Source organism: Maribellus sp. YY47 (genome assembly GCF_023111095.1).
GTDB lineage: Bacteria > Bacteroidota > Bacteroidia > Bacteroidales > Prolixibacteraceae > Draconibacterium.
The window spans coordinates 121,396-134,036 of record NZ_JALGYW010000005.1 but is presented as its reverse complement, the minus strand read 5'-3'; the positions used below and the strand labels follow the sequence as shown (position 1 = coordinate 134,036).

At 42.4% G+C, this 12,641-nt stretch carries 8 protein-coding genes; all 8 read right to left on the bottom strand.

What is annotated here, in order from left to right; genetic code table 11:
- Window positions 1-86 precede the first annotated feature (86 nt).
- The gene (locus MR764_RS05700) at window positions 87-1,727 is read right to left on the bottom strand and encodes an AMP-binding protein (RefSeq protein WP_247978439.1); all 1,641 of its coding nucleotides are present in this window, start codon (window positions 1,725-1,727) and stop codon (window positions 87-89) included.
- A gap of 591 nt (window positions 1,728-2,318) precedes the next feature.
- A complete protein-coding gene (locus MR764_RS05695; RefSeq protein ID WP_247978438.1) occupies window positions 2,319-5,222 on the bottom strand; it encodes a sensor histidine kinase in 2,904 nt (967 codons plus the stop codon).
- Window positions 5,222-6,016 (bottom strand): LytTR family DNA-binding domain-containing protein, encoded by a 795-nt coding sequence (locus MR764_RS05690; protein WP_247978437.1) that lies wholly within the window; start codon window positions 6,014-6,016, stop codon window positions 5,222-5,224. The genes MR764_RS05695 and MR764_RS05690 overlap by 1 nt, the downstream gene beginning before the upstream one ends.
- A 471-nt stretch (window positions 6,017-6,487) precedes the next feature.
- A complete protein-coding gene (locus MR764_RS05685; RefSeq protein ID WP_247978436.1) occupies window positions 6,488-6,733 on the bottom strand; it encodes a type II toxin-antitoxin system RelE/ParE family toxin in 246 nt (81 codons plus the stop codon).
- Window positions 6,723-6,911, bottom strand: a complete 189-nt coding sequence (locus MR764_RS05680; protein ID WP_247978435.1) for a hypothetical protein — start codon at window positions 6,909-6,911, stop codon at window positions 6,723-6,725. The genes MR764_RS05685 and MR764_RS05680 overlap by 11 nt, the downstream gene beginning before the upstream one ends.
- 128 nt (window positions 6,912-7,039) lie before the next feature.
- Window positions 7,040-9,196: a methylmalonyl-CoA mutase gene (scpA, locus tag MR764_RS05675; RefSeq protein WP_247978434.1), complete on the bottom strand. Its 2,157-nt coding sequence runs from the start codon at window positions 9,194-9,196 to the stop codon at window positions 7,040-7,042.
- Window positions 9,197-9,208: 12 nt separating this feature from the next.
- A complete protein-coding gene (locus tag MR764_RS05670; RefSeq protein ID WP_247978433.1) occupies window positions 9,209-11,071 on the bottom strand; it encodes a methylmalonyl-CoA mutase family protein in 1,863 nt (620 codons plus the stop codon).
- A gap of 297 nt (window positions 11,072-11,368) precedes the next feature.
- Window positions 11,369-12,610 (bottom strand): sulfate reduction electron transfer complex DsrMKJOP subunit DsrP, encoded by a 1,242-nt coding sequence (dsrP, locus tag MR764_RS05665; RefSeq protein ID WP_247978432.1) that lies wholly within the window; start codon window positions 12,608-12,610, stop codon window positions 11,369-11,371.
- Window positions 12,611-12,641: the final 31 nt, after the last annotated feature.

Genomic DNA, 12,641 nt, shown 5'->3' with positions numbered 1-12,641 from the left:
AAAAAGACAAGTTTTTTTGATTTCACTATCTCATCCTTCATTTTTCCGGCTATAAACAAAAAAAGAGAGTTTTACTCTCCCTTTTTTTATACGTATTTGAATCGCTTAATATTCTTTTTAGGTGTTTTCTCAAACTCCTCATTCACCAGTTCAACCGCACTGATTTGTTCATACTTCGGCAGTTCCAGGTTGGTCTTTTTCCGGTTTTCCTCCATAATTCGCGGAAGATCATCCTTAGTAACCTGATCAGCGTTCATTGCTTCAAAATCAGGGTAAACCAGGGCCACCAATTTACCTTTCCGGTCGACTACCACACATTCGGCAACATAACTCTGACTGCTCAATTTTGCCTCAATCTCTTCCGGGTAAATATTCTGCCCCGAAGGTCCCAGAATCATGTTCTTTGACCGGCCACGGATAAAAATGAAGTTGTTTTTATCGATTATACCAAGATCACCGGTTCGTAACCAGCCATCATCGGTAAACGATGCTTTTGTTTCCTCTTCGTTTTTGAAGTATCCCAGCATCACATTGTCGCCTTTTACCTGAATCTCGCCAACAACGTTATACGGATCTTCCGAATCGATTCGCACCTCCATACGATCTACCAATGCCCCTGCCGAGCCTGGCATTGTTTTGTTCCAGGCTTTATAGCTGATTAAGGGTCCGCATTCGGTCATACCGTAGCCGATGGTTACCGGAAACTTGATCTTTTTAAAGAATCTCTCCACCTCTGCATTTAAAGGTGCTCCTCCAATAACAATCTCGAAAAAATGCCCTCCAAATGTTTCCACCAGAGTTTTTCTTACCTTTTTCAAAATCAGCGATGATATTCCCGGAAGTTTCAAAAGAATCTTCATTACAGGTTTTTCCAATACCGGTTGAATCTTTTTGCGGTATATTTTTTCAATAATTAAAGGCACAGAAAGAATCAGGTGAGGCTGAATTTCGCCAAATGCTTTTGTAATAATAGCCGGAGTTGGCATTTTATTCAAAAATGAAATGTGACATCCGGTGGTTACCGGGAAAAGAAATTCGAACAACAAGCCGTAAACATGGGCCATGGGCAAAAACGAAACGATCCTGTTACCTGCTTCAAGCGGCATATGCTCGCGGGCATAAATAAGGTTCGAAAGCAGACTTCGTGCCGGAATCATAACTCCTTTGGTAAATCCCGAGGTTCCGGAAGTATAGGAAATCATACATACCTCATCGTTTTCCCATTCCGAAAAACTAAACGACGACTTGTTCAGTTCGTTTTCTTTGTAATACTGAAATCCATCAGCCAATTTGTAGGAAAGGTTCTCATCGTTGGCCGAATGCATACTAAAATCATCCAGTACCACCACTCCCTTTAAAAGAGAGCAATACGAGAGATCTATTTTATCGAGTTGTAGCCGTGAACTAAAAATCAGTTTCGACTCCGAATGATTAATAATATGATTGGTGTCGTTTTCATTAAAGTCAGGAAGTATCGGAACAATTACCATTCCGGCAGAAAGCGCCGACAGGAATACCGCTCCCCAATTGGAAGAATTACGCCCCAGCAAGGCTATTTTGTCTCCGGGCTGTAATCCGGCAAGCTGATAAAACAAGTGCAACGATTTAATAATCTTTCCAACTTCTTTAAAGGTATAGGTTGCTCCACCATAGTCAGAAAAAACCGGATTATCCCAGTTTTTTGAAAAAGCTTCGTTATAAAGCTGTGCCAGATTCTGATTCTTCATTATCATCCTTAATTAGGCGGGAATAAAGCAAGTCTGAATATGTTTTATCTTGTCTGTCTTCCCTTTTTGAGTTGGGCTAAAATACTTATTTCTGTCAAAAAAAATAGAGGTTAATCTTCGAAAGCTTAACCAGATGAGAAAAAATCGAATAGTAAAGAGAAATGGGAATGCTTGATGAAAGAATGACTGCAATCTTAAAACCATCGTTGTTACCATTGGTCGGAAAAAGAACAGATAAATTCAGGGCAAAAAAAAGCCGATCCCGTCGGATCGGCTGTCTCAGCACCTTGTTCGCTTTATGTCTTTGTTTAACTATTTACGATGTAGTAAGGGACAATGAAGGACAGTTTCAAGAGTAATTCAAATAGTCGTTTAGGATCGGACAGATGATCCGCTAAAGCATTGAACAAGGACAAATAATGTGGGAGGGTAGTATCTTTGTCTTTTTAATTACCACGAAATAAAGAACTCGAACTAAAACGATACAATGTTAAAGAAAAAGAATTTGACAATTTTTAGTGATGAATATTCGGTAGCATATGACGCATAAGCGGTAGTATTCAATTTTTAAATGGTAAATACGCAATGTACTTATTCAATAATCGGAAGTATCAGAACAATGCGTGCTCCTGGATTTTCTGCGCCTGGAGTTCTTTCCTCCGTGCTTATTACCGTATCAACTTTATACTTTTCGCCCAAAAGCTTCACTCTTTTCTTTGTTAACGACGACGAGATGTTCAGACTGTTCTTCGATTGTGCATATACTTTTGATTTAGCAAAACCGATTCCATTATCTTCCACCAGTATCCGGATGCTTTTTTCATCGACATACTGAAAAACCACCCTTATAAATCCCTTTTCCTGCAAGGAAGAAATTCCATGCCAGATAGCATTCTCCACAAACGGCTGAACAATCATCGAAGGGATATTATAGTCATCCTCCTCCAGTTTTTCATCAAGTTCTATAGCGTAATCGAATTTGTGGTCCATTCTGAATTGTTCCAGCTCAATGTAATTCCTTAGTCTGTCCACCTCATCATCCAGCAATACCGAATTCGATTTTATAGAATTCATGGTTTGGCGAATTAAGCGTGCAAACTGAGAAAGATAACTCCCCGCCTCATCTGCCTTATTTTCCAACAGGAATTTCTGAATAGAGCCCAATGAATTAAAAATAAAATGCGGATTCATCATCGACTGAAGAGCCCGGTGTTCAATGGTAGCCAGCTGATAATCCTTTTCGCGGGCTTTAATTTCCTGACGATAGTATTCACGAATGAATAAAAAGCCCACCAGCAGCAGGAGCACAACGATAAAAATCTTTGTGATTAACCGCTGCCATATTGTTGGAACAACTTCAATCGGGAGCTCGATCACATCGCTGTATTCCTCCATATTCTTTCTCGACTTGAGCTTGAAAGTATATTTTCCCGGCTTCAGATTCATGTAAACAACCTGAGTTTCGGTACCACTTATCCAATCGTTGTTGACTCCTTCCAGCATATAGGCGTAGTTGGAAGGTATTGAAGAAAAGTTAATACTGGCAAACTCAATATTCAACCTGTTTTTGTCTTTATACGCCACCATTCCGGTGGTAATATCAACAGGTTTATCGTCGAGCGAAACCCGGGCAAAATAAGGTTTTACTGGTTGGTAATTTGCATTCACACACTCTTCTACCGGAATGATCGTCATTCCGTTATCGGAACCAACGTACAACCTGTTGTCAAAACATTGAATTTCGTTAATGTTGTGGAACTCGTTGTTCAGGCGGTTTAGCGCTGGTTTTTTGCCGTTAATTACCGTTAGCGGATTATTAATAAAATAGATGGTTTTTTCGGTAAAGAAAAACAGGGTGCTGCCCGAATAAGCCATCCCGCGAATCCGAAAGTCTACCTGGTCGCGGCTATTCCCTAAAACCTCATAAAAGTCATCGCCATGCTGAAGATAAAGTTCATTCCCGATTAAATTGAAAATCTCATTTTCGGGATCCAGAATCAAATGCGATACTATAAATTTCCCGTTAAAACGATTATATATGTTTTGTGCATGAATAATCCGGTTTTCATCGACGACATAATTGGTTGCCGCATTCACTACCACCTGTTTTTTGTTGTTCACCAAAACATTACTGATTCTACCTTCATTAAAACTTAAATGCGCAGATGAATCATTGTCAAGATCCAATTCTATAACGAAATCATTATCGAACGAATAAAGGACATTGCGATATCTGTCGACCACCGATTTCCTCAGCAAAAAATTGGAACCAAGAACATCTTTAAACGCAATCTTCTTGTGCCGCTCGTCGAAAGTCGGTTTCTTCAATGTAAACAAACGGGTCATCCTGCCATGCACAAGCAGCGTATTGTTTTCAAGATGATGCAGGGTTGTTAATTCTGTTTGGTTAAACAAGGTGTCGCTTTTGTAAATTTCGTTTCCTTTCAGAAAGAAAATTCGTTCACCGTTCGTTGCCCAAATTCCGTCGGGTGTTGAACCCGAAATCCCGGTAATACCTTTGCCATCAAATCTATCCGTTCCCAGAAACGAATATTTTACAATATCCCGGCTTATTTTGTAGATTCCTTTATTTGAACCTGTCCATATATTGCTTTCACCGTCCAAAACGAAATTCTGAGGCGCTTCAATATTAAGAAACAAGACCTGTTCTTTTCCGCGATAACAATAAACGCCTTTATCAAATACGGAAACCCACAGTAATCCATCCTCGTCTCGCAGAATAGCGTTCACAAATCGGCTCCCAACATTTAGGAAACTTCTGTCGACCAGTTTAAAATCCCTGAAAAGGCTGACATTCCCGGCCCTGTCCACCGAAAAAACCTCGTGATCGTTCTGAGGGAAGACCCTGGCTTGCAGCATCGGTAATTCGATTCGCCGAAGCACCTTGTTAAGGTTTTCCATCTCGTAGTTTCCTGTCGATGTCCACACATACAGATGCTTATCAGGAGTCTCATTCATATACAATGCAGTAGTCTTATTGCTATTCAGCATGTCGAGATCGATATAATCGATGTATTTCTGATTTTTAACGGCACTTACTTCTGAATTCCCATTATAGAAATAAATGGTAGAGTCGGCGACCTGAAGAAAATCGTGGTACATAAAATTGGCCTTCAAATCTTTCAGAAAAGGATCCGTCTCCTCGTTGTGCACTTTATTCTGGTAATAAAAATTTACTGACCCATCCAGGTTCAAAAACCACAAACGTCCCTCTACATCTTCTTTAATGCGGACAACCATGTTGTAGTTCAGCCCGTCATCTTCAGAAAAGAGCAGGAAATTGCGTCCATCGTAACGAATTACCCCTTTATCGGTTCCAAACCACATGAAGCCCCGGCTGTCCTGTTCAACACAATAAATTTTACTGGTGGGAAGACCATCGGTGACTGAATAGTTGGTTACAAAAGGATTTTGACATAACGAAGCAGTAATTTGGAGGAACAATAAAAGTAGTATGACCAGAATGCTCCGCACTAATCGAGTGATTTAGAAAACTGACCTACTGCTTCCTTGAACTCAATGGCTCTCCTCCGCGATATCGCCAATTTGGTATTGTCGTCTAAAATGGCGTAAGCCCCCTGGAAACTCGAGAATCCCTTCAGATAAATCATATTGATGATTGTAGATTTGTGAATCCGAAAAAACACATTTGGGTCCAGTATCTTTTCAAACTCGCCCAACGACTTACTCGACACAATTTTCTCCAGTCCGGAAATATGAATAATACAATAGTTAGCGTCTGCTTCGAGGTATTTAATTTTTTCTGCTTCAATAATCTGGAATCCGAACTTTTCCACCACGGTAATCTTCTTCGGATATTCGATCCCTTCGCTGGTTTGTTCTGCCAGGTTTTCCAACGACTGACCGTAGGTCTGCTGCATTTTCAGGTTCTGCCGGCGCAGATCGAGGTGCGAAGTTGCTTTGCCCACAGCTTCTTTCAACTCCATCGGATCGATGGGTTTCAAGAGGTAATCGATGGCATTTGCCTTTATGGCACGCAACGCATACTCTTCGTAGGCAGTGGTAAAAATAATGGCATAATTCTCCTTCTGAATTTTGGAGAGAAACTCGAAACCATTTTCTCCCGGCATCGAGATATCCAGGAAAATGAGCTGTACATCGAACTGCTTCAATAATTCGCGGGCGGCAGCTCCCGATCCTGCGGTTCCACAAATGTTAATTTCAGGACAATAACGCCCCACCAATAGTTGAAGGGCTTGCTGAACATTAACTTCGTCGTCGATTATTATGGCGTTATACGATGTCATTTAACGACAAATATAGGATTAATCGCAGAAAACTGTGCGCGTATGAATCAACGGTACGAAACACTTGATAAACGTAGCCTTTCAATGAATAAGCGGTTGAATACAGGTAGCAAAAATTGAATGATTCGACTTCGTAATCGCAACAAGACTTTTACGCATAAATTTCGCTAAATCTGTGTTGGCATGATTTACCATTTTCCTACAAGTCAGCCTTGAAAATTCATTATCACATAGTTCACAAGCACTAAAACCAACACCCAACCTTCAGCGGAGAAGTTTGAAAAATTACATCTTTTATACTTCGACAGACACATGATTTCAACCCAAAGCAGCAAGCCGGTACGGGTTGGATTTTAATAAAAACCAGACATCACAATTAAAACAACAACTCAGTATGAGTCGGATTCAACGAAGCAAACAAACGTTTTTGCGATATATTGAAAGCCAACACATAACAAGAATCGCAGAAAACTATTTATAACTTTCTTTTCGGTGAAGAACCCTACCAATTTCAACGCAATCATCAATTACATCGAATAAAATGCGATAATCACCAATTCGAAAGCGATAAGCCGGCTCAAAATGGGTGAGTTTTTTAACGTTTGAAACGTTGGGGAAATCTTTTAGGGAAATAATTTTTGTGTGAATTTTCTTTCTATGGTCAGGGCTAATCCGTTTTAAATCTTTAATGGCTGATTGACGAATTCTAATCTCCATTTTCGAGATATTCGTCGAATGGAATGGATTCCTCGTTTCGGGTTGCCCTGAGAAGTTTTAAATCGTTCATATCTTCTTTAGAAACAATTTCCAATCCTTCATCTTTAAACGACTTCAGCAAACGTATAACTTTATCAGCCAGCTTGTCGTTATTGATATTTATTGTAATTGACTTCATTTTTGTAAATACTTAACTCTTACAAAGCTACAAAAATAATGCAAAACATATTTAAAAATAAAAGCCAGCCCCAAACGGGACCGGCTTTCGGTATATAGCGACTTCAAATATTGAGTCTTGTATTTAGCTTAATTCTCTTTGTAAGCTTCGATCAAAATCTCAAGGATCTTTTTACCGGCACCTGCTACGCTGGTACCCGGACCGAAGATGGCTACCGCACCTGCATCGTAGAGGTATTGGTAATCCTGGTGAGGAATAACACCACCGCAAATCACCATGATGTCGTCGCGACCCAGTTTTTTCAGCTCCTCGATAATGGCCGGAACCAGTGTTTTGTGTCCTGCAGCCAGTGAAGAAACACCTACCACGTGAACGTCGTTTTCAACGGCTTGCTTGGCAGCTTCTTCCGGGGTCTGGAACAGCGGTCCCATATCCACGTCGAAACCGATATCGGCATAACCGGTTGCCACTACTTTTGCACCGCGGTCGTGTCCGTCCTGACCCATTTTGGCAATCATAATCCTTGGCTGACGGCCTTCCATTTCCGCGAACTTCTTAGCCAGTTCCTGGGCATCCTGGAATTCTGACTTATCTTTTGCTTCTGCTTTGTACACGCCTTCAATCGTTCTGATTACTGCTTTATAACGACCTGCCACTTTTTCGCAGGCATCTGAAATTTCACCCAAAGATGCACGTTTTTTCGCTGCTTCAATCGAAAGTGCCAGCAAGTTACCCTCTCCTGTTTCAGCGGCTTTGGTAATGGCTGCCAATGCTTCCTGAACTTCAGCCTCGTTACGCTCGGCACGCAGCTTTTTCAAACGCTCGATCTGCGACAAACGAACAGCTGTGTTGTCCACTTCCAGAATATCGATCGGATCTTCTTTTTCGAGACGGTATTTGTTCAAACCAACAATGGTTTGTGTACCGCTGTCGATCTTACCCTGTGCACGTGCAGCAGCTTCTTCGATTCTCATTTTCGGAACACCGGTTTCGATGGCTTTTGCCATACCTCCCAGTTTTTCCACTTCCTCGATCAGCGCCCATGCTTTCTGAGCCAGTTCGTGTGTCAGGCTTTCAACATAGTAAGAACCTGCCCATGGATCAAGCGAACGGCAAACTTCGGTTTCCTGCTGAATGTACAACTGGGTGTTACGTGCAATACGGGCCGAGAAGTCGGTTGGCAATGCAATAGCTTCATCCAGTGCGTTGGTATGCAAACTCTGGGTGTGACCCAGTGCTGCTGCCATCGCTTCAATAGCTGTACGGCCTACGTTGTTAAACGGATCCTGCTCAGTAAGCGACCATCCCGATGTTTGCGAGTGTGTACGCAAAGCCATCGATTTTGGGTTTTTCGGATTGAACTGGCTCACCAGTTTTGCCCAGATCATACGGGCAGCACGCATTTTCGCAATTTCCATAAAGTGGTTCATACCAATGGCCCAGAAGAACGACAAACGCGGAGCGAAAGCGTCGATATCCAAACCGGCTTTAACACCCGTCCGGAGATAATCCAAACCATCGGCCAGCGTGTATGCCATTTCAATATCGGCTGTAGCACCGGCTTCCTGCATATGGTAACCCGAAATGGAAATAGAGTTGAACTTCGGCATGTTTTGCGAAGTAAACTCGAAAATATCAGCAATGATTTTCATCGAGAACTCCGGCGGGTAAATGTAAGTGTTACGTACCATGAATTCTTTCAGAATATCGTTCTGAATGGTTCCGGAAAGCTGTTCCAATGTTGCACCCTGCTCCAGACCGGTTACAATGTAGAATGCCATAATCGGAAGCACAGCTCCGTTCATGGTCATCGATACCGACATTTTATCAAGCGGAATCTGATCGAACAGGATTTTCATATCGAGGATTGAGTCGATAGCCACACCAGCCTTACCAACATCGCCAATTACACGCGGGTGATCCGAGTCGTATCCGCGGTGTGTAGCAAGGTCGAATGCAACCGACAAACCTTTTTGACCGGCAGCGAGGTTTCTACGGTAGAAAGCGTTTGATTCTTCAGCAGTAGAAAATCCTGCATACTGACGGATGGTCCAGGGTTGCATTACGTACATCGTGGAATAAGGTCCACGCAAATAAGGAGCAACACCGGCAGCATAGTTCAGATGCTCCATGCCTTCCAGATCTTCCTTCGTATAAACCGGTTTTACCGGAATCTGCTCGGGAGTGATCCAGTCTTTTTTGATATTGTTTTTTGCAGTCCAGTCGCCCAAATCTTTTTGAGCAGCGGCTGCTTTTATGTTTATGTCTTTGAAATTCGGTTTCATAGTTTCCGCTTTTTAGATTCCCAATTTTGTTTGATACGCTTTCAGATCCTCCAGAATGTTGCTTTTCACGTGAATGAAATTGGTAATTCCTTTTTCCTGAAGTTCAGCCATACAAGCCGGAGCTCCTGCAACTACCAAAATTTCCTCATCCAACAGTTCGGCCACTTTTGGAGCAATTTCAGCATATTCATCATCAGAACTACAGATCACAACAATTTCGGCACCGGCAGCTTTAGCAGCAGCAACACCTTCTTCAACGGTTGCAAATCCGTTATTGTCCTGTACATCAAAACCGGCCACAGCAAAGAAGTTACAGCTAAACTGTGCGCGTGCCTTGCGGAATGCCAGGTTACCGATCGTCAACATAAATGCCAGCGGACGTTTATTATCCTGCGAGTACATATCGGTAGAATAACGCAATGCTTCAAAAGCCTGTGCCCCGCGGTATGGTTTCAAAGTCTCCACTTCAGCGCCTTCAACGGTCAGATCGACCGGTTCGAATACTGAACCGTCAAAACCGGGTTTCAGTTTTTCGTTGAAGTTCGGAAACTGGTTGGTCCCCAGCAGGTTTTCGCGACGTTGAGCAAAACGTCTGTCGCGTTCAGCTGCCATCTTTTTAATTTCAGCCTGAATAAATCCTTCTTTGAACGCAGCAATAAATCCGCCTTTTTCCTGAATAGTCAGGAACAGGTTCCATGCCTGATCGGCGATCGATTCGGTAAGGCTTTCGATGTAGTAAGAACCAGCCGACGGGTCAGCAATCTTACTTAAATGCGACTCTTCCTGCAACAGGATCTGCTGGTTGCGGGCGATTCTTTCCGAGAATTCAGTCGGATCTTCGTAAACAGCGTTAAACGGAAGTACAGTTACCGAATGTGCACCACCCAAAATGGCCGACATGGCTTCGGTTTGTGTACGAAGCATGTTTACATACGGATCGTAAATCGTTTTGTTGTAACGGTTGGTTTCGCTGTGAACGATCATTTTTGCCGAACACTTGCACTCAGGCGCGTAAGCTTCCACAATTTTTGACCACAAAAGACGTCCGGCACGCAACTTGGCAATTTCCATGAAATAGTTGTTGCCGATACCAAAATTAAATTTGATAGCTTTTGCAGCGTCGTCGATTGAAACTCCGGCTTCGGTAAGTTGAGTTAAATACTCGGCTCCCTGCGCCAATGAAAATGCCAGTTCCTGAACAATGGATGATCCGCTGTTGGCGAAGAATTTGCCATGAACGGCAACCGTTCTGAACTGTGGCAAAGCCTTTGCTTTTTCGATGGTCGATTTCAACTGTGCCACAGCGCCTTCTTCCAGAACTCCTTTTAATACAAAGGTTCCGATTGGGTCGGTAGCCGTTGATGCCACAACATTTTTCTTATCCCATTTTCCGGCCGACACGTAGTCAACAAAAAGTTCAGCCAGGTTGCAATCGTCGCCGGGGCAAACCATGTTTACTTCAGCAGCTTCCAGACAAATGTCTTTCAGCAAAATTGCCAGGTTTTCTTTGGTTACCGAACAGCAGTCGCTGAACAGAAAACCCAAAGATGTAACTCCTTTTCCCAAAACCTTTAATGCTTTTGCATTGGCTTCTTCGAAATCGGTTACAAAAATGTTTTGACGGATAAACCAGGTGTTATTGGTTTTATTGTTTCCCCGCACGTAAGGAAATTCTCCCGGAAGTGACTCCAGGTAATCTTTCCCGGCAAGGTTTTCCTGACGGTAATACGGACGAACGTTGAAGCCCTCGAAAGTCTTCCAGACCAACGCGCGGTCGTAATCTTTGCCTTTTAAATCGGCAATAATTTTAGCTTCCCACTCTTCTGTTGTTACAGGTTTAAAGTCAGTGAAAAGCTTTTTATCTTTTTCTGCCATGTTGAAAGTTGTTTTTGAAAATCGTGCGGCAAAATTAAGGGTTTTGGCTGATTGAGAGAGTGAAAGCACTTTGTTTTTCAGGAATGTTAACAAAAATCATATTTCGGATGCTTTAAACTTAAGGTTAAATTAAAAGAGGGAATTTTTTACCCTCAATTTTTACTCCACCCCAAAAGAGCCAAATCAAAAGACCGACTCCAAAAAACTGCATACCAATGCATTAATAAGACTTATTCTAAATAAACTATCTGTCAACAAACGCCTCCAAAAAACATTAATATGCCAGCTAAATTTGACTTACGCTTGAATTCTCACACTTTCTTCCTTCCGGCGAATAGAACCAATGTTATAATTCTCGAAAATAATCGCTATGGCAACTTTCACCAAAAAAGTAAAAAGGAGTGACCCCAGCGAAAAGATCATAACCGCAGTTCTGATCTCGGTCATCGAAGGCGTGTACACATAAATTTGCCCCAACACATCGGGCGTAAAACCCGGGATGATCAGTGCAATTCCCTTTTCTACGTACACACTGGCGTAAATCAGCACCGTTCCGATATTCAGCGTCACAAAGTTTTTTCGTGTTTTGGGAATCAGGAAGAGGATAAAAGCGACAAAACCCATCCCAATCGACAACCAACTGTACGGCACAAGTTCCTTGTTTTCACCAATTCCAAAGAGCAAATATTTCCAGTACAACAAGTGCTGCGTTCCGGAGTAAAACTCCTTGAAAAGTTCGGCGATCGTAAAAAACAGGTAGATAAACATGGCGTAAACCATTAATTCGGCAATTCGCCAGATGGCTTCGTCTTTAATTTCGAAACTGGTAACTTTCCGGAGTATCTGAAAAAGAATCAGCAAAATAGCCGGTCCCGAACAAAAAGCAGATGCAAGAAAACGCGGCGCCAGCAAAGCGCTGTTCCAAAACGGACGGGCAGGCAGTGCATTGTACAAAAAGGCTGTTACAGTATGAATCCCCACTGCCATCGGGATACTGATAAAAACGATGGTGAGCACCATCTTTTTACGATACTCCTTTTGATAGAAGATGGAATACAACAGATGCGACACCACCACGAAGTTGATGATCAGGTAAGCCAGCAAAAAGAAGAAGTCCCACGAAAGCATGGAATACGGGAAATTCATCGTCCCAAAAATGGGCAGCATGTGCCAGAACCGCATGGGGTTTCCAATGTCGACCACAATAAATGCGATGCTCATGATTACCGCACAAACGGCCAGCAATTCGCCAAAAATTGTAATCTCCTTGATGGGTTTCCAGTTGTAAATGTAAGCCGGAATTACCAGCATCACAGCTGCCGCAGCAACTCCCACCAAAAACGTAAAATTACCGATGTAAAATGCCCACGATACCGAATCGCGCATATTGGTGGTTATCAGACCGTCGCGAAGCTGTTCTGCGTATCCGCCGGCTCCCCACACGATCAACAAAAAAAGAAACAGCAACCAGGCATAATAGGTTTTTGTTCCCCGGAAAAACAGCTGCACACTACCTTTTACAAAACGGATGAAATTCATATCTAACGCATTTTATTTTTAAAGCTTCAAC

What these genes read in the sequence shown, in the direction of transcription:
- MR764_RS05690 (WP_247978437.1), bottom strand. Translation starts at nt 6,016, where the DNA reads ATGACATCGTATAACGCCATAATAATCGACGACGAAGTTAATGTTCAG.
- MR764_RS05680 (WP_247978435.1), bottom strand. Translation starts at nt 6,911, where the DNA reads ATGAAGTCAATTACAATAAATATCAATAACGACAAGCTGGCTGATAAA.
- scpA (WP_247978434.1), bottom strand. Translation starts at nt 9,196, where the DNA reads ATGAAACCGAATTTCAAAGACATAAACATAAAAGCAGCCGCTGCTCAA.
- MR764_RS05685 (WP_247978436.1), bottom strand. Translation starts at nt 6,733, where the DNA reads ATGGAGATTAGAATTCGTCAATCAGCCATTAAAGATTTAAAACGGATT.
- MR764_RS05670 (WP_247978433.1), bottom strand. Translation starts at nt 11,071, where the DNA reads ATGGCAGAAAAAGATAAAAAGCTTTTCACTGACTTTAAACCTGTAACA.
- MR764_RS05700 (WP_247978439.1), bottom strand. Translation starts at nt 1,727, where the DNA reads ATGAAGAATCAGAATCTGGCACAGCTTTATAACGAAGCTTTTTCAAAA.
- dsrP (WP_247978432.1), bottom strand. Translation starts at nt 12,610, where the DNA reads ATGAATTTCATCCGTTTTGTAAAAGGTAGTGTGCAGCTGTTTTTCCGG.